24 protein-coding genes are annotated in these 26,463 nt (G+C 72.1%); 12 read left to right on the forward strand and 12 right to left on the reverse strand.

Annotated elements, in window-relative coordinates; all coding sequences use genetic code 11:
• The first annotated feature begins 67 nt into the window (after positions 1 to 67).
• Complete coding sequence (locus F4559_RS11315; RefSeq protein WP_246445742.1) at positions 68 to 949, forward strand: DUF58 domain-containing protein; 882 nt, start codon at positions 68 to 70, stop codon at positions 947 to 949.
• Positions 950 to 1,025: 76 nt separating this feature from the next.
• On the forward strand, positions 1,026 to 1,991 hold the full coding sequence (locus F4559_RS11320) for a VWA domain-containing protein (protein ID WP_184668222.1): 966 nt from the start codon (positions 1,026 to 1,028) through the stop codon (positions 1,989 to 1,991).
• Between the two features lie 3 nt (positions 1,992 to 1,994).
• Here the strand turns inward: F4559_RS11320 and F4559_RS11325 are convergent, their stop codons facing one another.
• The 3 genes from F4559_RS11325 to F4559_RS11335 form a co-directional block, all read right to left on the reverse strand.
• Positions 1,995 to 2,858 carry a TAXI family TRAP transporter solute-binding subunit gene (locus F4559_RS11325; RefSeq protein WP_184668223.1) on the reverse strand — a complete coding sequence of 288 codons (864 nt, stop codon included), beginning with the start codon at positions 2,856 to 2,858 and terminating at the stop codon, positions 1,995 to 1,997.
• On the reverse strand, positions 2,855 to 4,177 hold the full coding sequence (locus F4559_RS11330) for a sensor histidine kinase (protein ID WP_184668225.1): 1,323 nt from the start codon (positions 4,175 to 4,177) through the stop codon (positions 2,855 to 2,857). Before F4559_RS11330 ends, F4559_RS11325 begins: the two co-directional genes overlap by 4 nt.
• A gap of 392 nt (positions 4,178 to 4,569) precedes the next feature.
• Complete coding sequence (locus tag F4559_RS11335; protein ID WP_184668227.1) at positions 4,570 to 5,226, reverse strand: response regulator transcription factor; 657 nt, start codon at positions 5,224 to 5,226, stop codon at positions 4,570 to 4,572.
• A gap of 49 nt (positions 5,227 to 5,275) precedes the next feature.
• On the opposite strand from F4559_RS11335, the gene F4559_RS11340 reads away from it, so the two are divergent.
• Complete coding sequence (locus F4559_RS11340) at positions 5,276 to 6,016, forward strand: GAF and ANTAR domain-containing protein (RefSeq protein ID WP_184668230.1); 741 nt, start codon at positions 5,276 to 5,278, stop codon at positions 6,014 to 6,016.
• Here F4559_RS11340 and F4559_RS11345 read toward each other — a convergent pair.
• Entirely contained in the window at positions 6,002 to 6,382 is a 381-nt protein-coding gene (locus F4559_RS11345; RefSeq protein WP_312865581.1) for a YchJ family protein, read from the reverse strand. The two genes, F4559_RS11340 and F4559_RS11345, sit on opposite strands and share 15 nt — an antisense overlap.
• Positions 6,379 to 6,555 (reverse strand): hypothetical protein, encoded by a 177-nt coding sequence (locus F4559_RS11350; RefSeq protein WP_184668234.1) that lies wholly within the window; start codon positions 6,553 to 6,555, stop codon positions 6,379 to 6,381. Before F4559_RS11350 ends, F4559_RS11345 begins: the two co-directional genes overlap by 4 nt.
• 210 nt (positions 6,556 to 6,765) lie before the next feature.
• On the opposite strand from F4559_RS11350, the gene F4559_RS11355 reads away from it, so the two are divergent.
• On the forward strand, positions 6,766 to 7,938 hold the full coding sequence (locus tag F4559_RS11355) for an esterase/lipase family protein (RefSeq protein WP_184668236.1): 1,173 nt from the start codon (positions 6,766 to 6,768) through the stop codon (positions 7,936 to 7,938).
• Between the two features lie 3 nt (positions 7,939 to 7,941).
• Here F4559_RS11355 and F4559_RS11360 read toward each other — a convergent pair whose 3' ends face one another.
• A complete protein-coding gene (locus F4559_RS11360) occupies positions 7,942 to 10,611 on the reverse strand; it encodes an FAD-binding and (Fe-S)-binding domain-containing protein (protein ID WP_425567941.1) in 2,670 nt (889 codons plus the stop codon).
• Positions 10,612 to 10,696: 85 nt separating this feature from the next.
• On the opposite strand from F4559_RS11360, the gene fabG reads away from it, so the two are divergent.
• The 5 genes from fabG to F4559_RS11385 all read left to right on the forward strand — a co-directional run bounded on the left by fabG (position 10,697) and on the right by F4559_RS11385 (position 14,598).
• Entirely contained in the window at positions 10,697 to 11,401 is a 705-nt protein-coding gene (fabG, locus tag F4559_RS11365; protein ID WP_312865583.1) for a 3-oxoacyl-ACP reductase FabG, read from the forward strand.
• Positions 11,402 to 11,456: 55 nt separating this feature from the next.
• Complete coding sequence (fabI, locus tag F4559_RS11370; protein WP_184668243.1) at positions 11,457 to 12,224, forward strand: enoyl-ACP reductase FabI; 768 nt, start codon at positions 11,457 to 11,459, stop codon at positions 12,222 to 12,224.
• Between the two features lie 77 nt (positions 12,225 to 12,301).
• Positions 12,302 to 13,321 carry a ferrochelatase gene (locus F4559_RS11375; protein ID WP_184668245.1) on the forward strand — a complete coding sequence of 340 codons (1,020 nt, stop codon included), beginning with the start codon at positions 12,302 to 12,304 and terminating at the stop codon, positions 13,319 to 13,321.
• The gene (locus F4559_RS36270) at positions 13,318 to 13,791 is read left to right on the forward strand and encodes a YcxB family protein (protein ID WP_184668247.1); all 474 of its coding nucleotides are present in this window, start codon (positions 13,318 to 13,320) and stop codon (positions 13,789 to 13,791) included. Before F4559_RS11375 ends, F4559_RS36270 begins: the two co-directional genes overlap by 4 nt.
• Before the next feature lie 9 nt (positions 13,792 to 13,800).
• Positions 13,801 to 14,598: an Rv1486c family protein gene (locus F4559_RS11385; RefSeq protein ID WP_184668248.1), complete on the forward strand. Its 798-nt coding sequence runs from the start codon at positions 13,801 to 13,803 to the stop codon at positions 14,596 to 14,598.
• Between the two features lie 153 nt (positions 14,599 to 14,751).
• Here the strand turns inward: F4559_RS11385 and F4559_RS11390 are convergent, their stop codons facing one another.
• Together F4559_RS11390 and F4559_RS11395 are read right to left on the reverse strand one after the other, a co-directional pair.
• A complete protein-coding gene (locus F4559_RS11390; protein WP_184668250.1) occupies positions 14,752 to 16,500 on the reverse strand; it encodes a PLP-dependent aminotransferase family protein in 1,749 nt (582 codons plus the stop codon).
• A complete protein-coding gene (locus F4559_RS11395; RefSeq protein ID WP_184668252.1) occupies positions 16,497 to 17,885 on the reverse strand; it encodes a M20/M25/M40 family metallo-hydrolase in 1,389 nt (462 codons plus the stop codon). Before F4559_RS11395 ends, F4559_RS11390 begins: the two co-directional genes overlap by 4 nt.
• Positions 17,886 to 18,622: 737 nt before the next feature.
• On the opposite strand from F4559_RS11395, the gene F4559_RS11400 reads away from it, so the two are divergent.
• Both F4559_RS11400 and F4559_RS11405 read left to right on the forward strand, forming a co-directional pair.
• Positions 18,623 to 20,008 carry a sigma 54-interacting transcriptional regulator gene (locus F4559_RS11400; protein ID WP_184668254.1) on the forward strand — a complete coding sequence of 462 codons (1,386 nt, stop codon included), beginning with the start codon at positions 18,623 to 18,625 and terminating at the stop codon, positions 20,006 to 20,008.
• On the forward strand, positions 20,005 to 21,936 hold the full coding sequence (locus F4559_RS11405; protein ID WP_184668256.1) for a vWA domain-containing protein: 1,932 nt from the start codon (positions 20,005 to 20,007) through the stop codon (positions 21,934 to 21,936). Before F4559_RS11400 ends, F4559_RS11405 begins: the two co-directional genes overlap by 4 nt.
• Before the next feature lie 131 nt (positions 21,937 to 22,067).
• Here the strand turns inward: F4559_RS11405 and ctaD are convergent, their stop codons facing one another.
• Complete coding sequence (gene ctaD / locus F4559_RS11410; protein ID WP_312865585.1) at positions 22,068 to 23,744, reverse strand: aa3-type cytochrome oxidase subunit I; 1,677 nt, start codon at positions 23,742 to 23,744, stop codon at positions 22,068 to 22,070.
• A gap of 152 nt (positions 23,745 to 23,896) precedes the next feature.
• Between ctaD and mshC the strand changes: the two genes are divergently transcribed.
• Positions 23,897 to 25,135: a cysteine--1-D-myo-inosityl 2-amino-2-deoxy-alpha-D-glucopyranoside ligase gene (mshC, locus tag F4559_RS11415; protein WP_184668258.1), complete on the forward strand. Its 1,239-nt coding sequence runs from the start codon at positions 23,897 to 23,899 to the stop codon at positions 25,133 to 25,135.
• 39 nt (positions 25,136 to 25,174) lie between these two features.
• Here the strand turns inward: mshC and F4559_RS11420 are convergent, their stop codons facing one another.
• Genes F4559_RS11420 through F4559_RS11430 form a run of 3 tightly spaced genes read right to left on the reverse strand, consistent with a single transcriptional unit; the run spans position 25,175 to position 26,420 of the window.
• Positions 25,175 to 25,351 (reverse strand): DUF397 domain-containing protein, encoded by a 177-nt coding sequence (locus tag F4559_RS11420; RefSeq protein WP_312865586.1) that lies wholly within the window; start codon positions 25,349 to 25,351, stop codon positions 25,175 to 25,177.
• 24 nt (positions 25,352 to 25,375) lie between these two features.
• Entirely contained in the window at positions 25,376 to 25,561 is a 186-nt protein-coding gene (locus tag F4559_RS11425; RefSeq protein WP_312865587.1) for a DUF397 domain-containing protein, read from the reverse strand.
• A 4-nt stretch (positions 25,562 to 25,565) separates the two neighbouring features.
• Positions 25,566 to 26,420, reverse strand: a complete 855-nt coding sequence (locus F4559_RS11430) for a helix-turn-helix domain-containing protein (RefSeq protein WP_184668262.1) — start codon at positions 26,418 to 26,420, stop codon at positions 25,566 to 25,568.
• Positions 26,421 to 26,463: the final 43 nt, after the last annotated feature.

Raw genomic sequence — 26,463 nt, forward strand, 5'->3', positions numbered from 1 at the left:
CTCGCCGACCGAAGACGATTCCCCGGCACGCCCGTCCTGGGCGCCGCCGAACCTGCACGGCGGTCGCATGGAGGCGGCGCTGCGCACGCTCGAACTCGACGTCCGCCGCCGGTTGGACGGCCTGCTCCAGGGCAACCACCTGGGCCTGGTGCCCGGTCCGGGCACCGAGCCCGGCGAGGCCCGGCCCTACCAGCCCGGCGACGACGTGCGCCGGATGGACTGGGCGGTGACCGCGCGCACGACCGTGGCGCACATCCGCGAGACGGTCGCCGACCGCGAACTCGAGACGTGGCTGGCGATCGACCTGTCGCCGTCGCTGGACTTCGGTACGGCCGCGTGCGAGAAGCGGGACCTCGCCGTCGCCGCGACCGCCGCCGTCGTCCACCTCACGCGCGGCGGCGGCAACCGGGTCGGCGCCCTGGTGTCGACCGGCGAGAAGATGGTGCGCATCCCGGCCCGCGGCGGCTTGGCGCACGCGCGCGGCCTGATCCGCAAGGTCGCCGAGACGCCCCGGGCACCCGAGGGCACGCGCGGGTCGCTGGCCGAGGTGGTCGAGCAGTTGCGCCGCCCGCCGCGGCGGCGCGGCCTGGTCGTGGTGGTCTCCGACTTCCTCGGCGGCACGGAGTGGCAGCGGCCGTTGCGCGCCCTGTCGGCCCGGCACGACCTGATCGCGGTCGAGGTCGTGGACCCGCGCGACATCGACCTGCCCGAGGTGGGCACGGTCGTGCTCGCCGACCCGGAGACCGGCCGGCAGCGCGAGATCGTCGCCTCGCCGCTGCTGCGGCGCGAGTTCGCGGCGGCGGCGGCCGAGCACCGCGCCGGTGTGGCGGCGGGACTGCGTCGCGCGGGCGCGGGACACCTCGTGCTGCGCACCGACTCGGACTGGATCGCCGACACCGTGCGGTTCGTCGTGGCGCGCAAGCGCCGCTGGTCGGGAGGGGTGGCCTGATGGGTGGCGTCAGGTCCGACGAATTCTTGATCTTGACGATGGGTGTCGTGGTGAGGCGTCGGTCGGGGGTGGGTCGGTGAGCTTCTCCGGCTTCACCGCGCCGTGGTGGTTCCTGCTGCTGGTCGTGGTCGCCGCGTTGGCGGCGGTGTACGTGGTGGTCCAGCGCGTGCTGCGCAAGCGCATGCTGCGGTTCGCCAACCTGTCCATGCTCGAACGCGTCGCCCCGCGTCGCCAGGGCTGGTACCGGCACGTGCCGGTCGCCTTCCTGATGGTCGCGTTCCTCCTGCTGACGGTGGCGCTCGCCGGGCCGACGGCCGAGCAGAAGGTGCCCCGCAACCGGGCGACCGTGATGCTCGTCGTCGACGTGTCGCTGTCGATGAAGGCCACCGACGTGCAGCCCTCGCGCCTGGAGGCGGCGCAGGTCGCGGCCAAGTCGTTCGCCGACGGGCTGACGCCGGGCATCAACCTCGGGCTGATCTCGTTCGCCGGATCGGCCACGGTCCTGGTCGCGCCGACGACCGACCGGGGCGCGGTGACGTCGAACATCGACGGGCTCAAGCTCGCCCAGTCCACCGCCACCGGCGACGCGATCGTGGCCGCGCTGTCGGCCATCGACACGTTCGGCAAGGTCGTCGGCGGCGCGGACGGCCCCCCGCCGGCCCGCGTCGTGCTCATGACCGACGGCAAGGAGACGGTCGGCACGCGGCGCGCGTTCGACGCGGCCGAGGACGCCAAGAAGGCGGGCATCCCGATCTCCACGATCTCGTTCGGCACCGAGGACGGCGTGGTCGAGATCGAGGGTCGCCGCCAGGACGTGCCGGTGGACGACGACTCCATGCGCGAGATCGCGAAGCTCTCCGGCGGCGAGTTCTTCAAGGCGGCCAGCGCCGAGGAACTGCGGCGGGTCTACGACACGCTCGGCGAGCAGATCGGCTACGAGAAGAAGCAGGCCGACGCGTCCCGGCCGTGGCTGATCCTGGGCACGCTCGTGGCGATGGCGGCCGTGGCCGGCGCCCTGGTACTGGGCCAACGGGTGCCCTGACCCTCAGCCGTGGAAGTCGCGGTACGCGGCGGCGGCGTCGGGGTGCAGCGGCAGCGGCGTGGTGGTGATCAGGCTGCGCGCGTCGAGGAACTGGGTGCCCAGGGTCTGCTCGGGCACGAGTGACGCGGCGCGCGTCAGCAGGGTCCGCACGACGGTCGTGACCGTGGCGCCGGGCAGGGAACGGCGGCACACCACCAGGTTGGCCACGCCGATCGTGGGCACCTCGCCGCCCGCGCCGTACACCCCGGCCGGCACGGTCACCCGGTCGTAGACCATGCCGTGGGCCGCGCGCAGCGCCGGCACCACGTCGCCCAACGGCAGCAGGCGGACGGCCGCCAGCCCGGCCAGGCGCGGCGTGGGCACGCCGCCCGACCACAGCAACGCGTCCACCTCGCCCGCCACGAGCGCGTCGGCGGCCTCGCCGAGCCGCAGGTGCCGCTCCCGGACCTCGACGCCGAGCACGGCGAGCAGGCGTCGCCCGGACAGCGAGGCGCCGGAACCGGATGCGCCCAGCGACACCGGACGTCCGGCCAGATCGGCGGGCGTGCGGGCCGGGTCGTCGGTGCGCACGAGCAGTTGCAGGTAGTTCTCGTACACCCGGCCGAGCGCGCACAGGTCGTCCTCGCCCGGCACGGAGTCGGCGAGCGCCAACGCCAGGTCCGCCCCGCCCGAGCGGAGCAGGTCCAGGTTGGCCAGGCTGCCGGCCGTCTCCTTCGGACGGACGTCGGGCAACAGCCGGTTGAGCAGCGTGGCGAAGTCGAAGTACAGGCCGCCGCGTTCGCCCGCCGCCAGGGTCGTGGCGGTCGGCGGCGAACCCGTGCACCCGGCCGTGGCGAGCAGGGCGGCGAGGAACGTCCGGCGCTTCACAGGTACGGCTCCAGCGGCAGTTCGACCCGGACGGTCAGACCGTCCGAAGAGGACAGTGTCAGGGTGCCGTTCCGGGCGTGGACCAGGCGGTCGGCGATGGCCAGGCCGAGTCCGGTGCCGGGGACGGACGACGTGCCGCGCCAGAACCGGGTGGTGGCGCGGGCCAGGTCGGCGGCCGGCATCCCGGGACCGTCGTCGACGACCTCGACCCAGCCGACGCCGACGCCCCGGCCGACCGTGACGCGCGCGGTGGTGCCGTACTTGAGGGCGTTGTCCAGCACCACGTCCAGCACCTGCGCGAGGTCGGACTCGGGACAGCGCACGGCGACCGGCGGCAGGTCGGCCACGGGCACGCCCCAGAACGCCGCCCGGTCGAGCACCACGGCGGTCAGGTCCGCGAAGCCCGGCTCGCCGCCGGCCGCCGCCTCGGTCGCCGTCCGGTCGGCGGCGGCCAGCGCGAGCATGCCCGACAGCAGCGACTCCAGGCGTTCGATCTCGGCCACGGCCGCCACGTGCGCCGGGACGCCCTCGGCCGCGACGTGGTCGCCGAGCAGGTCCAGGCGCAGGCGTAACGCGGTCATGGGGTTGCGCAGCTGGTGCGACGCGTCCGCGATCAGCCGCCGCTGCTGGTCGGCGGCGTCGGCGACCGCGTCCGACATGCGGTTGAACGACTCGGCGAGGTCGCGCAGTTCGGGCGGACCCGCGTCGTGCGGCACGTGGGCGCGGCGTTCGCCCGCCGCCACCGCCCGGACGCCGCCGGCCAACCGGCCCAACGGGCGCAGCACCCACCGTGCCACCCCGGACACCAGCAGGACCGACGCCAGGCCCGCGGCCACCGCGCCGGCCAGGACCAGCAGCCACCGCCGGGCCACGTCCACCGCCGCCCGGTCGACGGACGCCCGGATCACCACGGCACCGGCGACCCGGGTGCCCGTGCCGACCGGACGCGCGAACAGCACCGAACCCCGCGACCAGGGCAGCACGGTGGGCACGGCCCGGTCCGGCTGGTCGCGCAACGCCGCGTCGAGCGCGTCGGCGAGGTCGGGGGAGTCGGCGCCCGAACCCGCGACCGGGCGGCGGTGGGCGTCGACGACGACCACGGGTTCGCCGTAGAGCGCGACGTACGCCTCGACCTCGGCGACGAGGTTCGCGGTGTCGTCCCGGTCGGCCAGGGCCGCGAACCGGTCCAGGTCGGCGGTGCGGGACAGGACGAAGCGCTGGGTCCGCTCGGCGGCGGTGGCGGACAGCAGCGGCACGGCGAACCCGGCGACGGCCGCGGCCGAGAAGAGCAGGAGGACGAGCAGGAGTCGGCGGCGCATGTCAGCGGCTCCGGCGGGAGGCGGTGGCGGACGGTGGTCGGCGGGTGGGCCGGGTCCGCGTCCGGTGGTCGGCAGGGGTCGGGCGTTCCCGTCGGGTGGTCGGGGCCGGGTGGTCGGGCCCGGTCGGCGGTCGATGCGGGTCGGCCGGGTGGTCCGGTCGTGGGCGATCGCGGGTGGGCGGGGTCGGAGGTGCCGGCGATGGGGTGGTCCGGAGCCGGCGGCCGGCGGCGCGAGGGCTCGGCTGTCGGCGGCCCGATGCCGGGTGTCCGGGTCGTCGGCGGTCGGCGCGGAGGGGACCGGGTGCCGCGGTCGCCGAGGCGGCTGCCGGTCGGAGCCGGACCGGGTCGGGACGGTGGTGATCGGCCGACGTGGACCGGACCCGCGGGAGCATGTCAACCACCCAGCCGGTAGCCGAAGCCGCGGATCGTGGTGACCAGGCCGGGCCGGGCCAGTTTCGCCCGCAGGCCGGCCAGGTGGACGTCCAGCGACCGGGACACCGCGAGGTAGGCGTCGCCCCACACCTCGTCCATCACCTGCTGGCGGCTCACGGCCGTGCCCGCCCGGCGGGCCAGCGCGGCGAGGATGTCGAACTCCTTGGTGGTCACGCCGACCTCCGCGCCGCCGGCCGTGACCCGCCGGCCGGCCAGGTCGATCTCCACGTCGCCCACCCGCACCACGGCCTCCGCCTCGTCCGGTGGCCGCGAACGGCGCAGCACGGCGTCCATCCGGGCCAGCAGTTCGCCCAGCCGCACCGGTTTCACCAGGTAGTCGTCGGCGCCCAGGCGCAGGCCGCGCACCACCGAACGCTCGTCGCCGCGTGCGGTGAGCACGACGACGGGCACCGGGGAGACCCTGCGGATCTTGCGCAGCACGTCGAGGCCGTCCGCGTCGGGCAGGCCGAGGTCCAGCAGCACGAGGTCGTGGTCGTGGTGGGAGAGCAGGGCGTCCGCGCCCCGACGCACCCGGTGCGGGCGGTGGCCGCCGCCGGACAGTGCCGCGACGAGGGCGTCGGCCACCCCGTCGTCGTCCTCGACCAGCAGAACCCGCACCGAGTACCTCCTTCCGGTTGCGGCGATTATCGCGCTCGCGGTGTAGACAATGCGGGTGAGCATCGACGACGTGCCGACGAACCAACTCGACGAGGCCAGCGCCGCGTTGGAGGAGCTGGTCGGCATCCTGGCCGCCGACCAGTCGTTGTCGGACGCGCTCCAGCAGTTGGCCGAGTCCGCGGCCCGCGTCATCCCGGACGCGCAGAACGTCAGCGTCACGGTCCTGGACGCGGACGGGTCCGGGCACACGGCCGCCGCGACGGATCAGGTGGTCGTGGCGATCGACCGCGACCAGTACGCGGCGGGCGAAGGCCCGTGCCTGGAGGCGGCGGCCACGAAACGTCCGGTGCGGGTCACGGCCGAGGGCGGACGTGAGCGGTGGCCCGCGTTCGCGGCGGCCGCGGCGGAGGCGGGCGTGCGCGCCTACCTGAGCGCGCCTTTGATACTCGACGACCGGGTCATCGGCGCGCTCAACGTGTTCAGCGCCGACGAGCACGCCTTCGACCCGTTCGACGAGGCGCTGCTCCGGCTGTTCGTCACGGCCGCCTCGACCACGATCACCGGGTTCCGGCGGTACGAGCGGTCACGCGGTCTGATCCAGCACCTCCAGAACGCGTTGGAGTCCCGGGCCGAGATCGACCAGGCGAAGGGCGTGCTGATGGCCGCGCACGGCGTGAGCGCCGAGGAGGCGTTCGCCCGGCTCGTCCAGGAATCGCAGCAGCACAACACGAAGCTGCGCGACGTGGCCCGCAACCTGCTCGGCTCGGTGCGCCGGTCAGTCGACGGGTGACACGTAGAGCCAGCGGCCGTCCTCGCGGACGAACCGGCTGTTCTCGTGCAGCACGTCGGACGTCCCCGCCACGCGGTAGTGCGCGCGGAACTCCACGGTCCCGGCGGTGTGCAGCGCGGTGCCGCCGGACCGGCCGACGATCTCCAGGGTCGTGAACCGCTGCCGGGGATCGAGGTCGAGGTCGCGCGGCCGGGTCGACGGGTGCCAGCTCGCCAGCAGGTACGGCACGTCGCCCACCGCGAACGCGCTGAACCGGGACCGCATCAACGCCTCGGCGGTCGGCGCGGTCCGCGTCCCCGAGTGGTAGAGCCCGCAGCACTCCGCGTACGGCTCGCCCGTCCCGCACGGGCACGCACGCGGGCTCACGGTGCCTCGCAGGCGTTGCGGCCACTGCGTTCCAGCCGCAGCCACGCGAGCGCGGCACCGGCCGCGCCGTCGCCGGACGCGGCCAGCGCGTGCAGGTCGGCGTGGGCGCGGTAGCGGTCCTCGGGCCCGGCGTCCGGGTCGGTCAGCACGGCCACGGCCTCGTCGGTGGTCACCGGGTCAGCATAGGGCGACCGCATCCGGTGGCGTCCGGACCGGGGACGCGCCGTCACGCGGACAGTCCAACGCCCGCCACGGCGGGTGTGCCGGCCGCCTGCCCCGGGGTGGAACCACGGATCCGGGGTGGTGAAACGAGTACCCATCGCCCTCGCCCGGCGGCCAGGCTGGATCACGTAGTCGATCACCAGCCGCGAGGAGCGCACCGCATGTCCGAACAGGACCAGCCGGTCATCGAGCCGTTCGGTTTCCTGGCACCGCTGCCGAAACCGGTACCGACCCCCGCGCCGACGCCGTACGCGGTGTGGGACGACCACCCCGACGGCACGGCCTGGGTCTACCTCGGCGAGGGCAACCAGGGCCTGACCCGGCCGGTGATCCTCTCGGACGGGTTCGAGTCCGGTCCGAGTTCGCTGGACACCCTGTGGGAGGGCCTGGAGCGGGGCGACTACCCGTTCATCAGCAGGTTGCGCGAGCAGGGTTACGACCTGGTCCTCGTCGGCTACGCCGAGCGCAGCGCCGCGATCCAGCGCAACGCCGCCGTCCTGCGTTCGGTGGTCTTCCGGGCGGTGGCCGAACGCCTGGGCGAGGCACGCCTGACCGTCGGTGGGTTCAGCATGGGCGGCCTGATCGCCCGCTACACCCTGGCCAAGCTCGAACACGAGGGGTTCGACCACCAGACCGCGCTGTACGTGTCGTGGGACAGCCCGCACAACGGCGCTTGGGTGCCGATCTCCCTTCAGGCGCTGGCGCACTTCCTGGTCGGCGTGCCGGCGTTGTCCGAGCAGATCAACAGCCCGGCGTCGCGCCAACTGCTGTGGCGGCACATCGAGACCGTGGACGGCACCCCGGCCGAGGACCCGCTGCGGTCGGTGTTCCTCGACGAGTTGAAGGTCTACGGCTGGTGGCCGCGCGTCCCGCGGCTGATCGGCGTCGCCAACGGCCTGCCGGAGCGGGGCAACGGCGTGCCGCCCGGCGACGTGGCGCTGGCGGTGGAGACCGGCTGGTTCGCGGGCACGGAGCTGACCACGCAGCCGTCCGGTGAGGCGCGGGTGGCCCGGCTCAAGGGTGCGTTCCAGGACCGCGAGGTCGTCGTCTCCGGACTGTCCGAACTGGACGGTGCACCCGGCGGGACGCTGGAGACGTTCGGCATCGCGGGCGACAAGCTCGCCGCCACCGGCAAGGTGACCGTGCGCCACCGCACGGTCGGCTTCGTGCCCACGGTCAGCGCGGTCGCCGCGGGCACGCTCGACGAGCCTTACGCGCCGATCGACCCGGACAAGAGCGAACTGGACGACTACAAGGTCGCGTCCGCCAACGAACCGCACACCAAGGTCACCGAGGAACTCGGCTCCTGGATCATCGAGCGGCTGCCGCGCTGACCGTCACGCCTTGGGCGTCCCGCCGCGGACGCCCAAGGCGCGGGCCAGCACCGTGGCCGTGTGCACGGGTTCGCGGTCGGTCGCGTGGCGCACCTGCGTGCGGCAGCTGAACCCGTCGGCCACCACGGCGGTGTCCGGGTCGGCCGCGCGCACGGCGGGCAGCACGCCCAGTTCGCCCACGGCCATCGACACCTCGTAATTGCCCCGGGTGAAGCCGAAATCGCCCGCCAGCCCGCAGCAGCCCGAGAGCACCGACGCGTCGATCCCGGCCTTGCCCAGCACCTCGCGGTCGGCCGACGTGCCGAACTCGGCGTAGCCGTGGCAGTGCGGCTGGACGAGCGCGGACCCGTCGCCCGCCACCGGTTCCAGCAGCGGCGCCACGTGTTCGGCGAACGGTCGCACCAGCGACGCCAACCGGCGGACGTCCGGGTCGTCGCCCGCGACCTCGACCGCGTCCGATCGCAGGAACGCGGTGCACGACGGCTCCAGGCCCACCACGGGGACGCCCGCCCGAATCCACGGCCGCAGCACGCGCGCGGTGTGCCGCAGCACCCGGCGGGCCATGCCCAACTGGCCGGTCGAGTACCAGGTCAACCCGCAGCACACGGCCCCACGTGGCACTTCGACGGCCTGGCCCGCGTGCGCGAGCACGGCCGCCGCGTCGTGGCCCACGTCCGGCTCGAAGTGGTTGGTGAACGTGTCCGGGAACAGCACGACCCGGTCGCCGGTGCCGCGACCGTCGAAAGTGGACTGGAACGATCGGGTGGGTGTCGGCAGCGCGCGTTCGGGCGTCACACCCGCGAACCGGGACAGCCGGGCCGAGAACCGGTTCACCAGCCGAAGCCGAAGCCACAGCGGCAACCAGCCCATGGAGTAGTGGGCCGACGGGCGGATCCGCCGTTTGTAGTGGTGGTGCAGGAACTCCGCCTTGTACGCGGCCATGTCCACGTCCACCGGGCAGTCGCGTTTGCAGCCCTTGCAGCCCAGGCACAGGTCGAGCGCCTCGCGCACCTCGGGCGACCGCCACCCGTCGCGCACCACGTCGCCCGCGAGCATCTCGAACAGCAGCCTCGCGCGGCCCCGTGTGGAGTGGCGTTCCTCCTTGGTGACGCGATAACTCGGACACATCACGCCGCCCTGGGTGTTCAGGCACTTGCCCACGCCCACGCACCGCCGGGTCGCCGCCGCCAGGTCACCGTTGTCCGTACGCAACGCCAGCGTGGCCCGCGTGGGAATGGTCGGCGGCGCGACGAGCACCTTCAGGTCCGCGTCCAGCTTCAGCGGCGACACGATCCGGCCCGGGTTCATCCGCCCCCGCGGGTCGAACGCGGACTTGAACCGCCCGAACGCCGCGATCGCCTCGGGCGGGTACATGCGGTCGAGCAGCTCCGACCGGGCCTGGCCGTCGCCGTGCTCGCCCGACAGCGACCCGCCGTGCGCCACGACCAGGTCGGCGGCGTCCTCCAGGAACTCCCGGTAGCCGTCGGCGAAGTCGAAGTCGATCCGCACGTGCACGCACCCGTCGCCGAAGTGCCCGTACGTCACGCCGCGCCGCCCGTGCCCGGCCAACAGCCCGTCGAACTCGCGCAGGTACGCGCCCAACCGCGCGGGCGGCACGGCCGCGTCCTCCCAGCCCGACCACGCCTCGCGCCCGTCCGCGCGCCGCGTCGCCAGGCCCGCGCCGTCCTCCCGTACCCGCCACAGCGCCCGCTGCCGGGCCGGGTCGGTGACCACGACCGAGTGCGGCGCGGCAGCGGCGGCGGCGTGCGCGACCGATTCCTCCGCGGTCTCGACGAACAGCCAACTGCGCCCGCGCGGCAGCAGCGGCCGGGCGTCGCCGGCCGCCCGGACCAGCGATTCCTCCAGCCCTTCCATGGTCAACACGTCCAGTTCGCGCAGTTGTGGCGCGATGTCCGCCGCGTCGTACGGGCCGTCGAATCCGAGCACGGCGAGCACCCGGCGTTCCGGCGCCTCGACCAGCCGCACGGTCGCGCCCAGCACGGTCACGCACGTGCCCTCCGAGCCGACCAGCGCGCGGGTCAGGTCCGGCAGCGCGTCCAGCCGGTAGCCCGACACCCGCCGGTCCAGGGCCGGGAACCACGCCGGGTCGACGTCGGGCAGCGGCAGCGGCGGGTGGTCCCGGGTGGCGAACCGGCGGCCATCGGCCAGCAGCACGTCGAGGTCGTGCACGTTGTCGCTGGTCTTGCCCCACGCCACCGAATGCGCGCCGCACGCGTCGTTGCCGATCATCCCGCCGAGCGTGCAGCGGGAGTGCGTGGAAGGGTCGGGTCCGAACAACAGGCCATGCGCGCGCGCCGCGTCGTTGAGCCGGTCCAGCACCACGCCCGGTTGCACGACCGCGAGCCGCGACTCCGGGTCGATCGACACCACCCGGTCGAGGTACCGCGAGAAGTCGACCACCAGGCCGGTGCCGGTCGCGTTGCCCGCGATGCCCGTGCCCGCGCCCCGGTTCGTGATCGGCACGCCGTACGCGGCGGCGACACCCACCGCGGCCACCGCGGCGTCGGTGGTCCGGGGCCGGACCACGGCCGTCGGCACGTGCCGGTAGTTCGACGCGTCCGATGCGTACACCGCCCGGGAAGCCGCGTCGACGAGCACGTCGCCGTCGACCTCGAGGGTGAGTCGCTCCACGAAACCGGTCACCCGACCGATTGTGATCCACCTCGGGTCGATGCGGGCGTACCAGGGGGTAGGAGATAGCCTCGCGCGCATCAACCAGCGGCGATGGGAGCAAGGCGTGTCGAGGTCCGTACTGGTCACGGGCGGCAACCGGGGAATCGGCCTGGCGATCGCGCAGGCGTTCGCGGCACGGGGCGACAAGGTCGCGGTGACCCACCGCGGCTCCGGTGCGCCCGAGGGCCTGCTCGGCGTCAAGTGCGACGTCACCTCCACCGCCGAGGTCGACGCGGCCTTCACCGAGATCGAGGCCGCGCACGGCCCGGTCGAGATCCTCGTCGCCAACGCGGGCATCACCGACGACACGTTGCTGCTGCGCATGTCCGACGAGCAGTTCACGCGCGTGCTCGACGCCAACCTGACCGGCGCGTTCCGCGTCGCGCAGCGGGCGTCGAAGAACATGCTGCGCGCCCGTTACGGCCGCATCGTGTTCATCTCGTCGGTCGTCGGCCTCGCGGGCGGCGCGGGCCAGGTCAACTACTCGGCGAGCAAGGCGGGCATGGTCGGCGTCGCCCGCTCGATCTCCCGCGAACTCGGCACGCGCGGCATCACCGCCAACGTGGTCGCGCCCGGGTTCATCACCACGGACATGACCGACGCCCTGCCGGAGGAGCGCCGCAAGCAGATCCTCGCGCAGGTGCCGGCGGGCCGGTACGGCTCGGTCGAGGAGGTCGCCTCGGCCGTCACGTTCCTGGCCTCGGACCAGGCCGGCTACATCACCGGCGCGGTCGTGCCCGTCGACGGCGGCCTGGGCATGGGCCACTAGGAGGCCGGCTCGGCCCCACAGAGTTCAACCACCCCCTTGTTCGGAGGAAACACCCGTGACGGGACTGCTCGAAGGTAAGCGACTGCTGATCACCGGGGTGATCACGGACGCGTCCATCGCCTTCCACGTGGCCAAGGTGGCCCAGGAGCAGGGCGCCGAGGTCGTGCTCACCGGGTTCGGCCGGCTGAGCCTGGTCGAGCTGATCGCCAAGCGCCTGCCCCGCCGCGCGCCCGTGGTCGAACTCGACGTGCAGAACCAGGAGCACCTGGACACGCTCGCCGACCGGGTCCGCGAGCACGTGGACGGCCTCGACGGCGTCGTGCACGCGATCGGCTACGCGCCGCCCAGCTGCCTGGGCGCCCCCTACCTGGAGGCGCCGTGGGAGGACGTGTCGACCGCGTTCCACGTGTCCGCCTACTCGTACAAGGCGCTCGTGGCCGCGACGCTGCCGTTGCTGGGCGAGGGCGCGTCCGTCGTCGGTCTGGACTTCGACGCGCGCCAGGCGTGGCCCGCCTACAACTGGATGGGCGCGGCCAAGGCGGCGTTCGAGTCGATCAACCGCTACCTGGCCCGCGAGGTCGGTCCGCAGGGCATCCGGGTCAACCTGGTCTCGGCCGGCCCGGTGCGCACGATGGCCGCCAAGTCGATCCCCGGCTTCGCGGAGCTGGAGGCCATGTGGGGCGAGAAGGCCCCGCTGAGCTGGAACGTCGACGACCCGGCGCCGGTCGCGAAGTCGGTGTGCGGCCTGCTGTCCGACTGGTTCCCGGCCACCACCGGGTCGATCGTGTACGTCGACGGCGGCGTGCACTTCCTGGGCCTGTAGGCACCGACCGGGTCGGCGTGGCCTCGGCACGCCGACCCGGTTGCGCGTGGCCCACGTCGCAGGGCCAGGATGTCCGGGTGAGTTACGACGCGCTGCTCTGGCTGTCGTTCGGGGGACCGGAAGGACCCGACGACGTCCGCCCCTTCCTGGAGAACGTGACCCGGGGCCGAGGCGTCCCGCCCGAGCGGCTCGACGAGGTCGAGCGGCACTACCTGCACTTCGGCGGGGTCTCGCCGATCAACGCGCTCAACCGGGCGGCCATCGCCGCCGTCGAGCCGCTGCTGGACCTGCCGGTGTACTTCGGCAACCGCAACTGGCACCCGCTGGTCGAGCGGACCCTGGCCGAGATGAAGGACGCGGGCGTCCGCCGTGCGCTGGTGTTCCCCACGTCCGCCTACGGCGGCTATTCCGCGTGCCGCCAGTACGACGAGGACGTCGAGCGCGCCCGGGCCGCCGTGCCGGACGCCCCCGAACTGGTGAAGCTGCGCCAGTTCTTCGACCACCCGCTGTTCGTGGACTCGTTCGCGGACGCGGTCCGGTCCGCCGCCACGCCGTTCGGCGACGACTACCGGCTGGTGTTCACCGCGCACTCCGTGCCCCTGTCGGCCGACGCCGCCGCCGGTCCGCCCGCCGAGGGCGGCCACCGGTACTCGCGGCAGGTCGCCGAGGCGTCCCGGTTGGTCGCCTCGCAGGTCGGCGTCGCCGAGTACGACGTCGTCTGGCAGTCGCGGTCCGGTCCGCCGCAGGTCCCGTGGCTGGAGCCGGACATCGTCGACCACCTGGACGTGCTGCACGCCAAGGGCGTGGCCAACGTCGTGGTGTGCCCGATCGGGTTCGTCAGCGACCACCTCGAGGTCGTGTGGGACCTCGACACCGAGGCCCGTGACCGGGCCGCCGAACTCGGCCTGGGCTTCGGGCGGGCGGCCACGCCCAACGGCGATCCGCGCTTCGCGCAGCTCGTCGCCGAACTCGTCGCCGAACACGTGTCCGGCGCCCCCGCGCGCAAGCTGTCCGACTTCCCCGCCGCCGGGTGCACGGTGAACGGCGCCCCGTGCGCCCCGCTGTGCTGCGAACCGGCCCGCAGGCCCGCGCGGTGAGTGTCGACTTCGCCTGGACGCCTCGGCCGGCCGACTGGTGGGTGGCCCAGCGCACGGCCGTGCCGCTGTTCCGGTGGGCGCCGCTGTTCGCGTTGGTGCTGTGCGCGACGAGCCTGGTCGTGTTGTGGCTGGACATGCTCGTGCCGGCGGTGTTCGGGCTGGTCCTGGCCTTCGTGATCTTCGCCGCGGTGCCGATCGGGGTGAGCGCGAACTTCCGCGGCCACCCGCTCGCGGACCGGCCGGTGACCGGCTCGGCCGACGCGCACTCGATGCGCATGGTCGTCGGCGACGCGGCCCGCACGGAGCTGGGCTGGGTCGAGGTGCCCGGCTGGACCGAGTCGTCGCGGGTCTTCGTGGTGCGCGCGCCGGGCGACGGGACGTACGCGATACCGCACCGGGCGTTCGCGGACGCGCAGGCCGTGGCGGCCTTCCGGGCGTTGCTCGTCGAGCACGTCGGCCCGGCCGCGTAATCTTCGGTCGTGTCCTGTGCGAGTGCGACGCTGGTCGTCTGGACGTCGGCCTGGCTGCATGGTGCGGCCGCGGCGGACGACGTCCTCGACGCCCTGGGTGTCTGGGCTGATCTGCACGACGTGGTGGCCGACGACGACGGCACCGCCACGGCGCTGGACCTGCCCGGACCCGACGAGTCCGCGGCCGGTGTGGCGTTGCTCCTGGCGGCGTTGCGCCGGGCCGGTGCCGGGCCGGCGCGGCTGATCCTGCCGGTGCCCGGCGACGTGCGCGGGCTGGGCGGGCGCGGGCCGTTGAGCCAGTGCGCCCTGCGTGCCGGCCAGGCCGCCGTGCTGCCCGAGATCGGGATCGGCCTGGTGCCCAGGCTCGTCGCGGACGGCGTGCTGCGGTGGACGATCTTCGACCTGCCGTCGTCGACGCCCGGCGAGCACGTGCCCCTCGGTGAGGCCGAGCACGGGCTGGGGTCGGCGATGCGCGAGGCGGCCACCGCGTTGGTGACCCTGGACGTGGCGCGGCACCGGCCCAACGTGCGCGAGGAGATCGCCGCGCTGTCGGCCGAGCAGAGCCGGCTGACGTGGCCCGCGGGGATGCCTTCGCGGTCGCTGCGCGTGCTCCAGCGTGCCGCCGAGGTGAACGCGATCCTCCAGGTCGCGGCGTCCGACGCGCCCGGCGGTGCCGTGTCGGCGTCGGCGACGCAGGCCCGTGACGAGGCCCTGCGCCCGCTGTCGGAGGCCGTGCGCCGGGCCCGCCTGGCCGCCGTCGACGAGGCCGTGCGCGTCCTGTCCGACCAGGCCGCCGGCCGCCACTGAAACCCGCGAGTCCTCCACTCGGACACCCTGAAACACGCACTCGGGCACCTTCGAACGAGTGAAACCCGCGAGTTGTGCGTTCAGGCACCGCGAAACGTGCGTTCGGACGGCGGTGCGGGCCGGGTCGTCGAACCCGGCCCGCACCATCCGCCCCTAAGCGAAGCCCCGGTCCGCGAAGTGGGTCGTCGCGGACAGCGCCCGGCCGCCGAACGTCTGCGACGGCGCCGCGATCGTGGGGGCCACGTGGTCGTCGAACGCGTTGTCGGCGTGCAGGTCCGAGATGAACGCGTCGATCTTCTCCGGTGTCGCCGACGCCATCAGGAAGATGTGCGCGAGATCCCGGCGGGACATCGGGTCACCGGGTTCCATCAGCATCGACACCGTCGACAGCGACCACTTCGCCACGATCGCGGAGTTCGGGCGGCGGAACCGGACGGTCAGGGCCAGCGGCGTGCGGTCGATCCACATCCAGCCCGCCGGTTTGCCGGTCGACTCCTTCTGGGCCTGGAGCCCCAGGAGCTTCTGCTCCAGGTACTCGGCCATGCGCTGGGCGTTGGTGGTCAGCGACACCTGGCGGTCGTAGGAGTTCTTCGCGATGTGGTCCCACATCACGATCGGCGTGAAGCCGTTGCGCGAACCGGCGAACGTGGTGTCCTGCGAGCCGATGTACTCGGGGTTGTCCGGCGGCTGCATCTGGTACTTGACCTTGGTCGCCACGACGCCGCACAGCATCGGTGAACCCATCCACTTGTGACCGCTGCACACGATCGACGACACCATGTCCATCGACGGCACGGTCGGCGTCGCCGAGCGCAGGCCGAAGTCGAACTCGGGCACCGGCACGGGCGGGTGGTAGTCGTACTTCGGGTTCTCCGCGGCCATGCGCAGGAACGGGAGGTAGCTGCCGCCCAACGCGCCGTCCACGTGGATCCAGAACCCGCGCCGCCGGTCGCTCTGCCCCTTCTCGTACTCGACGACCCGGTCCACGAGCCCGTGCCGCTCGAAGATCGGCAGCAGCGTGTCCGCGACCTGGCGCACGTCGTCGTACGCGCCCTTGAACGTGCTGCCCAGGTTCAGGCTCACGATGATCGGGTGGCCCTTGCCGGCGAAGAACTCGACCAGTTTCGCCAACGCCGCCACGTCGATCGAGCCCGGACCGTACGTCGACGGCTTGCCCTCGGGCCCGCCCTCGGACGGGACCTCGTCCGGCCACGGGCCGCCCAGCGGGTTCTCGTCCCGGTAGTGCTCACGGCCGTACCGGCTGAACGTGGGCAAGTCCAGCACGCGCACGGCCTTGGCGAACGAATAGTGCGTGTCCTGCGAGTAGAACGCGATGGGCTTGTACGCGTTGGGGTTGACGTTCGCGATCATCGGCTCCTGGTAGAGGACCGGCCGGTCGGTGCCGTCCTCGCCGAGCAGACGCCGCCCGGCCAGGTAGTCGCGGGCGTTCCACAGCGCGTACATGTTGCCCTCGGTGGACCCCATGGACAGCACGTAGCCCCAGATCGACTCCCGGTTCCTGGGGTCGTAGGCGGCGCCGTGCCACAACGTCGAGAAGTAGTTCAGCACGGCCTGTTCGGCGATCTTGCTGTTGACCTTGAGCCCGCCGTCCTGGAACGGGTCGCCGATGTTGTTCACGTGCTTGGTCAGGAACCGGGACAGGTCCTGCCGGTAGGCGTTCATGTCCTCGTTGACCTGATAGCCGAGCAGGTGGTCGCGGCGGTAGTCCAGGTAGGCGTTGAGCCCGTCGAGCGCCCGCATGCGGGCCGCCGGGTCCAGCGCCTCGGGCCCGAGCTTGAACTGGTCGGGGTGGGGCGGGGCCGGCGGCACGGCGCTCCACACGTCCTGCGACGGCAGGTCGACTTCCGGGAAGGTCTGGGTGTCGCTCTCGATCCGGGTCACTTCAGGCCTCCGACACGGCTGAGCAGGACGGCCTCGGCGGTGGTCATCGCCTCCAGCTCGCGGTAGGCGACGCTCTCGTCCGGGCCGTGGATGGAACACAGCGGCTCTTCACAGCCCCAGAGGACGATGTCGGCCTCCGGGTTGGCGTGCGCGAACGCGTGCACGAGCGGGATCGACCCGCCTTGCCCGCCGTGCACGACCGAGTCGGTCGAGTAGGTGGCCTTCAACGCCTGTTCGGCGGCCACGAAGTAGGGGCCGCCGGTGTTCGCGGCGAACCCGTAGCCGGGGTCGATCGGGTCGACCGTGACGGCGACGCCCCACGGCGCGTGCGCCTTGATGTGCGCGGTGAGCAGTTCGACGGCCTTGGCCGGGTCCTGGTGGGGCGCGATCCGCATGCTGATCTTGGCCTTGGCGTGCGCGACGAGGACGTTCGTGGCCTGCGCGTACGACGGCGGGCCGTCGAGGCCGACGACGTTGATCGACGGCTTGCCGTAGAGGCGTTCGGCGATGGACCGGGTGCCGATCAGCGGCACGCCGTCGAGCAGTCCGGCGTCGCGGCGGAACTGGGACTCGTCCACCGCGGGCCAGCCCAGGGAGTCCTGGACCAGGCCCTTGACCGCGACGTCGCCGTTGTCGTCGTGCAGCGTCGCCAGGATGCGGGTGAGCGCCATGAACGCGTCGGGCGCCGGACCGCCGTACATGCCGCTGTGCACGGGCTGCCGCAACGTGTCCACGGAGACGGTGGCGCCGGCGAGGCCGCGCAGGGACGTGGTGATCGTCGGCACGCCCAGGCGCACGTTGCCGGTGTCCGCGACCACGATCAGGTCCGCGTGGAACCGCTCGTCGTCGTTGTGCAGGATGTAGTCCTCCAGCACGCCCCGGCCGATCTCCTCCTCGCCCTCGATGACGATCTTGAGGTTGACCGGGATCTTTCCGGCCAACGCGCGGACGACGCCCAGGTGCATGCACACGCCGGACTTGTCGTCGGCCGTGCCGCGCCCGTAGAGCCGGGTGTTCGGAGGTTCGCCGATCTGCTTCGGCTGGAACGGCGCGGTGATCTTCCACTCGTTGTCGTCGGCGGGCTGCACGTCGTAGTGCGCGTAGAGCAGGACGGTGCGCGCGCCCACCGGGCCGTCGTGTCGGGCGTACACCAGGGGAGTGGTGGTCTTGCCGCCGTGGCTGACCGTGATCGCCTGCGTGTGGATGCCGGCGCCCTGGAAGAACTCGATGATCTTGGTGCGGGCGTTCTCGAGGTCGCCCTCGTGCCCCGGTGCGTTGATGCTGGGAATCGCCACCAGCGTTTTCAGGTCCTCTTGCAGCGCGGGCACCAGATCGTGGACGACCTTGGCGAGGTCGAGCTGCTCGGAGGCGATGACATCGCTCATCCCGTGCTCCCTGTGTCGGGTACGGGTACGAGCCTGAGCCGGGGTCGCGGAGGGCGCCGGCCGACATGGCCAGACCACCCGCCTCGACCTCCCGTCGGGTGACCAGGTCTGCGGACGGTAAGCGGGCGGGGTCGTCACCGACCCCGCCCGTCCATCACCCGGTCCGCCATACCGGCCATGCGCACCTGGGATGCCCGCCGGTCGGATGGGTGAAACCACGATTTCCGGGTGACGCCGGTCTCACCCGAGGCGATCTCGACGGGACTTCGCCGGTGGCCGGTCGTGGCGTCGGGCCGGGAGTGCGTTGGGTGCGGAGTGCGTTGGGTGCGGTCGGCCATCGGGTCGTTGGTGCGGCCGGGTAGTGGGTGCTGAAGGGTCCGGCTGGGCTGTGCCAGGAGTGGCCGGGGTGCGGCCGGGTTGGACCGGGCAGGGTGCGCTGGGATGTGCCGGATGCACCCGGGTCGGGCTGGGTCTGGTCGGGCTGGGCTGGGTGCGGTCGGGTCGGGTTGGCTGGGTCCGGTCCGGTCCGGTCCGGTCGGGTTGGGTCATCGGGGACGTCGAGGGCCCGGCAGGTGGGAACGGGCAGTCTGCGGGCAGGGCCGGACGGTCGCGGTCCGGCCTCCGCAAAGCTTCCGGTCCGTCCCCAGATCGTCACCGGTGCTTTCCTCGTCGAGACCACGCCACCTGGAGTCCGCTCCACGTCGACCGGGGTCGTGGGAGTGCGTACGTTCGGACACGTGACCTCCGACCTCCCCACCACCGCGGGCGCCCTGCGCGCCGCGGGCTACGCGCCCCGAAGCGTCAAAGCCGAGCTGCGGGAGAACCTGCTGGCCGCGTTGCGCGAGAAGCGGGACCCGTGGCCGGGCATCGTCGGCTTCGACCGGACCGTGCTGCCGCAGCTCGAACGCGCCGTCCTCGCGGGCCACGACGTGGTCCTGCTGGGCGAACGAGGCCAGGGCAAGACCCGGCTCGCGCGCACCCTCGTCGGCCTGCTCGACGAGTGGACCCCGGTGATCGCGGGCGCCGAGCTGAACGAGCACCCGCTGGACCCGATCACGCCGGAGTCCGTCCGGCGTGCCGGCGAACTCGGCGACGACCTGCCCGTGGCGTGGAAGCACCGCTCCGAGCGGTTCACCGAGAAGCTCGCCACGCCCGACACCAGCGTGGGCGACCTGGTCGGCGACATCGACCCGGTCAAGGTCGCGCAGGGGCGCAGTCTCGGTGACCCGGAGACCGTCCACTACGGCCTGTTGCCCCGCTCGCATCGCGGTGTCTTCACCGTCAACGAGCTGCCCGACCTGGCCGAACGCATCCAGGTGTCGCTGCTCAACGTCATGGAGGAGCGCGACATCCAGATCCGCGGCTACACGCTGCGACTGCCGCTGGACGTGCTGCTGATCGCCACGGCCAACCCCGAGGACTACACGAACCGGGGCCGCATCATCACCCCCTTGAAAGACCGCTTCGGCGCCGAGATCCGCACCCATTACCCCCTTGAGGTCGAGGCCGAGGTGGCCCTGGTCCGCCAGGAGGCCGACCTGGTGGCCGAGGTCGGCGACCACCTGTTGGAGGCGATCGCGCGGTTCGTGCGACACCTGCGCGAGTCGTCGGCCGTCGACCAGCGCTCGGGTGTCTCGGCCCGGTTCGCGGTCGCCGCGGCCGAGACCGTCGCGGCGGCGGCGCTGCGCCGCTCCGCGCTGATCGGCGAGTCACCCGCCGTGGCCCGCCCGGTCGACCTGGAGTCCGTGCCGGACGTGCTGCGCGGCAAGCTCGAGTTCGAGGCGGGCGAGGAGGGCCGCGAACGCGAGGTGCTCACCCATCTGCTGCGCCGGTCCGTCGCGGACACGGCCCGGTCGCGGTTCGCGGGCCTCGACCTGCGCCCGCTCGCCGCGCTGGTGTCCGACGGCCACCCGGTCGCGACCGGTGAACGCGTCCACGGCGGCGACCTGCTCGCCGCGTTGCCGGAACTGCCCGTGCTGCACGAGATCGCCGCGCGTCTGGGTGTCGGCCCCCGCGACTCGGCGGGCCGCATCGCCTCGGTCGTGGAACTCGCGCTGGAATCGCTGTACCTGACCAGGCAACTGGCCAAGGACCAGGACGACGAGCGCTCGGTGTACGGATGACCGGTTACCGCTACGGCCGCTACGTCGACGGCCCCGACCCGCTGGAACCGCCGGCCGACCTGCGGTCGGCCGTCGACGAACTCGGCCGCGAGGTGATGGAGGGTGCCTCGCCCGAGTCGGCGCTGCGCGAACTGCTGCGGCGCGGCGTGGACGGCACGACCGGCCTCGACGACCTGACCGCCCGTGTGTGGCGCAAGCGCGCCGCGATCCAACGACGGCACCGGCTCGACGGCACGCTCCAGGAGGTGCGGCGCCTGCTGGACGAGGCCGTGGCCGCCGAACGTCGCGAGCTGTTCCCGGACCCGGACGACGACGCCCGCTTCCGCGAGGCGGTGCTGGACGCGTTGCCGCCGGGCACGGCCGCCGCCGTCACCGAACTGGCCTCCTACGACTGGCGCTCGGCCCAGGCCCGCGAGTCCTACGAGAAGATCCGCGGATTGCTCGGTCGGGAACTGCTCGACCAGCGCTTCCAGGGCCTGAAGCAGGCCATGGAGACCGTGACGACCGAGGACGTCGACCGCATCCGCCGCATGCTCGACGACCTGAACGGGCTGTTGGCCGACCACGCCGCGGGCCGGGACACCACCGAACGGTTCGCCGGGTTCATGCGTCGCCACGGCGACTTCTTCCCCGAGAACCCGCGGAACACCGACGAGCTGGTCGACGCCCTGGCCGCCCGGTCGGCCGCCGCCCGGCGCACGATGAACTCGATGACCGAGGAGCAGCGCCGCGAACTGGCGGAACTGGGCAGCCAGGCGTTCGGCGACCCGGAGACGGCCCGACAACTGTCCACTTTGGACGGACTGCTCCAGGGTCTCCGGCCCGGCGAGGACTGGACCGGCTCGGCCCGCTTCCGCGGCGACCGGCCCCTCGGCCTCGGCGAGGGTGCCCAGGCCATGGCGGACCTGGCGGAACTGGACGCGTTGGCCGAACAGCTCGCGCAGTCCTATCCCGGTGCCCGGTTGGAAGACCTCGATCTCGGCGCCCTCGTCCGCCAGTTGGGACCGGCAGCGGGCGTGGACGCCCGACGTCTCGCGGAGCTGGAACGCCTGCTGCGCAACCAGAACCTGCTGGAGCGCGCGCCGGACGGCACGCTCCAGTTGACCCCGAAGGCGTTGCGCCGCCTGGGCGAGACGGCGCTGCGCGGTGTCCTCGACAGCGTGCGCGCCAGGGGCAACCGGGACAGCGCCCGTGCCGGTGCCGCCGGAGAACCCACCGGCGCCACCCGCCCGTGGGCGTTCGGCGACACCGAACCCTGGAACGTGCCCCGCACGCTGACCAACGCCGTGCTCCGGACGGGCGGCCTCGGACTGGACGTGGTCGACGTCGAGGTGGACGAGACCGAACAGCGGGCCCGCGCGGCCGTGGCGTTGTGCGTGGACACCTCGTGGTCCATGGTCCAGGACGGCCGTTGGGTCCCGATGAAGCGCACCGCGCTCGCGCTGCACCACCTGATCAGCACGAGGTTCCGCGGCGACGCGCTGGACCTGGTCACGTTCGGGCGCCACGCCAGGACGGTCGACATCGGTGAGCTGACCGCCCTCGAAGGCGTCTGGGAACAGGGGACCAACCTCCACCACGCACTCCTCCTCGCCGGACGGCACCTGCGCCGCCACCCCGATGCCCGACCGGTGGTCCTGGTGGTCACCGACGGCGAACCGACGGCACACCTGGAGGCCGACGGAACCGCCGACTTCAGCTACCCGTCGACACCGCGGACCCTGGCCAGGACCGTCGCCGAGGTCGACGCGCTGAGCCGCCTGGGCACCGCGTTGACCGTGTTCAAACTCGGCGACGACCCGCGCCTGGCCGCGTTCGTGGACATGATCGCCCGCCGGGCGGGCGGGAAGGTCGTGTCCCCGGACGAGGACGGCCTGGGCGCGGCCGTGGTCTCGGACTACCTGTCGAGCCGTCGCTCACGGCGGTGAGCGACGAGGCGGAAGTGTGGAGCAGGGGCCGGTGGCGGTGCATCCCACTTGCGACCTGGTCGACGAGAGTCACCCGATCGAAGGTGCCTGAATGCACATTTCATGGTGTCCGAACGCATAACTCGCGCGGTTTACCGGTGGCCTGACTCCGAGCGCAGGCGGTCGACCATGTGGGGGTAGTGGAGTTCGAACGCGGGGCGCTCGGAGCGGATGCGGGGGAGTTCGGTGAAGTTGTGCCGGGGAGGTGGCGAGGAAGTGGCCCACTCCAGGGAGTTCCCGAAGCCCCAAGGGTCGTCGTGGGGAGCCGGGTCGCCGAAGCGGTAGGAGCGGAAGACGTTCCACACGAACGGAAGCACGGAGAGCCCGAGCAGGAACGCCCCGACGGTCGACACCATGTTCAGCACCGTGAACCCGTCGGAGGGAAGGTAGTCCGCGTACCGGCGGGGCATGCCCTCGTCGCCGAGCCAGTGCTGCACCAGGAACGTCAGGTGGAAGCCGAGGAACGTGGTCCAGAAGTGCAGCTTCCCCAACGGCTCCGACAGCATCCGCCCGGTCATCTTGGGGAACCAGAAGTAGATCCCCGCGTAGGTCGCGAAGACGATCGTGCCGAACAGCACGTAGTGGAAGTGCGCCACGACGAAGTACGTGTCCGTGACGTGGAAGTCCAGCGGCGGCGACGCCAGCAGGATGCCGGTCAGCCCGCCCAGCAGGAACGTCACCAGGAACCCGATCGAGAACAGCATCGGGCTCTCGAACGTGAGCTGACCCCGCCACATCGTGCCGATCCAGTTGAAGAACTTGATCCCGGTGGGTACCGCGATCAGGAACGTCATCACCGAGAAGAACGGCAGCAGCACCGCGCCCGTGGCGAACATGTGATGCGCCCACACCGCGACGGAGAGGGCCGCGATCGCGAACGTGGCGTACACCAGACCGCGATACCCGAACAGCGGTTTGCGGCTGAACACCGGGAAGATCTCCGACACGATGCCGAAGAACGGCAACGCCACGATGTACACCTCGGGATGCCCGAAGAACCAGAACAGGTGCTGCCACAGGATCACGCCGCCGTTGGCCGGGTCGAACACGTGCGCGCCCAGGTGCCGGTCGGCGGCCAGGCCCATCAGGGCGGCGGTCAGGATCGGGAACGCCAGCAGGATCAGGATCGACGTGACGAAGATGTTCCAGGTGAAGATCGGCATCCGGAACATCGTCATGCCGGGCCCGCGCAAGCACACCACGGTCGTGACCATGTTGACCCCGCCCAGGATCGTGCCCAGACCGGACACCGCCAGACCCATGATCCACAGGTCCGCGCCGACACCCGGCGAGTGCGCGAAGTCCGCCAACGGCGTGTAGGCGGTCCACCCGAAGTCGGCGGCGCCACCGGGCGCGACGAACCCGAGCAGCACGGTCAGCCCGCCGAACAGGTACAGCCAGTAGCTGAACGCGTTCAGGCGGGGGAACGCCACGTCGGGCGAGCCGATCTGGAGCGGCAGCACGAAGTTCGCGAACCCGAACAGGATCGGCGTCGCGTAGAGCAGCAGCATGATCGTGCCGTGCATGGTGAACAGCTGGTTGTACTGCTCGGACGACAGGAACTGGAGTCCCGGCCGGGCCAACTCGCCCCGGACCAGCAACGCCATGAACCCGCCGACGAGGAAGAACCCGAACGACGTCGTCAGGTACATCAGCCCGATCCGCTTGGGGTCGGTCGTGCGCAGCAGGCCGAGCAGCACGGACCCCTTCGGACCGGGTCGTGCCGCGCCGGGGTGCGTGATGACGGGTTCCGGTTCGAGTGCGGTCACGACCGCCTCCCTCACGTCGGGCCGGCTCCCATCGTCGACCCGGTGCGGACGCTGTGCAATCGGCCGTCCCGCGATCGCGGGACCACGATCGGGCCAACGCGGTGTCCCGGCAGGCGGACGGCTCCTTGAACCCGCGAGTTATGGTCGGAACCATGCAGACCTGGTCAGCCGCCCCCGTGCCGCGCGTCGCGGGCGAGCCGCGTCCCCTGAGGCTCTACGACACCGCCACGGGCGAGGTCCGCCCCACCGCGCCGGGTGCGACGGCGCGGCTCTACGTCTGCGGCATCACGCCGTACGACGCGACCCACCTCGGGCACGCGGCCACCTACCTGGCGTTCGACCTCGTCCACCGGGTGTGGCTCGACAACGGACACGACGTGCACTACGTACAGAACGTGACCGACATCGACGATCCGCTCCTCGAACGGGCGGAACGCGACCAGGACGACTGGGTCGTGCTCGGCATGCGGGAGACGGCCCTGTTCCGCGAGGACATGGTCGCCCTGCGGGTGCTGCCGCCGCGCCAGTACATCGGCGCGGTCGAGGCCATCCCCGAGATCGTCGAGGCGATCGCCAAGCTGCTGGCCGACGGCTCCGCGTACCGGGTCGACGACGCGGAGTACCCGGACGTCTACTTCGACAAGTCGGCCACCGGCCGGTTCGGCTACGAGTCGAACTACGACGAGGAGAAGATGACGGCCCTGTTCGCCGAACGCGGCGGCGACCCGGACCGGCCGGGCAAGCGGCACCCGCTGGACGCGCTGCTGTGGCGCGCGGCCCGGCCGGGCGAGCCGTCGTGGCCGTCGGAGCTGGGGGAGGGGCGGCCGGGCTGGCACATCGAGTGCAGCGCGATCGCGTTGAACCGGCTGGGCACCGGGTTCGACATCCAGGGCGGCGGCTCGGATTTGATCTTCCCGCACCACGAGTTCAGCTCCGCGCACGCCGAGGCGCTGACCGGCGAGCACCCGTTCGCCCGGCACTACGTGCACACCGGCATGATCGGGTTGGACGGCGAGAAGATGTCGAAGAGCAGGGGAAACCTGGTCTTCGTGTCGAAGTTGCGGGCCGAGAAGGTCGACCCGAACGCGGTCAGGTTGGCGTTGATCTCGGGCCACTACCGGACGGACCGGGCGTGGACGCAGGTGTTGTTGGAGCAGGCGCAGGGGCGGTTGGACCGGTGGCGTCGGGCGGCGGCGCTGGCGAGCGGGCCGGACGCGACGGACACGGTGGCGCGACTGCGTGACCACCTGGGCAACGACCTGGACACGCCTTCGGCGCTCGCGGCGTTGGACGCGTGGGCGGACGCCGCGTTGACGAGCGGGGGATCGGACCTGACCGGGTCGACCCTGTTCCGGGCGGCGGTGGACGCGCTCCTGGGTGTGCAGCTCTGACCTGAAGGTGCCCCGACCGGGAAGGTCGGGGCACCTCGCTCAGCGGGCGACGCGCTTGAGGAGCGCGGCGAACGCGACCGGGGACACTGTGAGTTGATCACCGGCGGGGTTCTTGGAGTCACGCAGCCCGACGCAACCTGAACGGGCCACTTCGACGCAGGAACCGTCCGGCGTCGAGTACGACGACTTGCGCCAGCTCGCCGATGGGCCTGCCATCATCACTCCTGCGGATCGACGGACTCAGCGGCGGATGCCGTCGAGAAGCGCGTTGAACGCGGTCGCGGAGACGGTGAAGTGCCCGCCGGCCGGGTTCTTGGAGTCACGCAGCCCGACGACGCTGTTCGACCGGGCGACCTCCACGCAGGAGCCGTTCGACGACGAGCGGGAGGACTTTCGCCACGTCGCCTGCGCTGCCAGGGCTTCCACTGTTCTACTCCTTCAATATCGACTCGATGAGCTTCCGGGAGTTCTCGACCGACAGTGCGAGTCCTTCGAGTACCCCGAAGGCATACTTGCACCTGCGGACCTCGGCTGGATTGTCGGTCAAGGTCACCTCGACGAGATCCTCCTGGTGAACGATCGGCGGATCGAACTCACCGAACTCGAAAATGGAGTAGGGCTGCGAGTGTCCGATGTGCAGACCCGCCGTGAACGGGAGGATCTGGACGGTGATGTTCTCGGCTTCGCCTACCTCCAGCAGATGCCTCAACTGCGTGGTCTGGACGTCCCATCCGCCTGCGCGGTAGCGGATGGACTCCTCGCCGCAGATGGCGTGCAGGCGAGCGCGTGGATTATCCAGCACAGCCTGGCGTCGCATCCGTAGCTCGACTGCCCGTTCGACATCTTCAGGGCGGGTCTTGGCTCCCGCGACGTTGATCGCCGCTCGCGCCCAGTCGGGAGTTTGTAGCAGGCCAGGAACCCAGCCTCCAGCGCACATCTTGGTGTCGATCGCCGAGGTCTCGTAGCCGATCAGCTTCGAGAGGTTGGGCGAGGTGATGTCGTTGTACTCGTGCCACCACTCGCGGCGCTTGGCGCGTTCGCGTAGTGCGAGCAGGGTCGCGACCTCTTCGTCCGTCGCCTCAAGGATCTTCGCCGCCGCTGCCAGGTGCTCGCTCGACGGAATCGCGACTCCGGTCTCGACCTGACTCCACGTCGGTTGGCTCAGACCCGCGGCCTTGGCGACGTCCGCCACGCGCAGCGTGGTGATCCGGCCGCGCAGCGCCCTGAGCGTCAGCCCGAGTCGCCGTGTCGCCAGTGTGGCGCTCACGCCGTCCAACTCGTCCACTGGCGTACCTCCTTTGTGTCTCTTGAATATTCCACCGATCGGC

It is taken from the genome of Saccharothrix violaceirubra (genome assembly GCF_014203755.1).
Classification (GTDB): domain Bacteria; phylum Actinomycetota; class Actinomycetes; order Mycobacteriales; family Pseudonocardiaceae; genus Actinosynnema; species Actinosynnema violaceirubrum.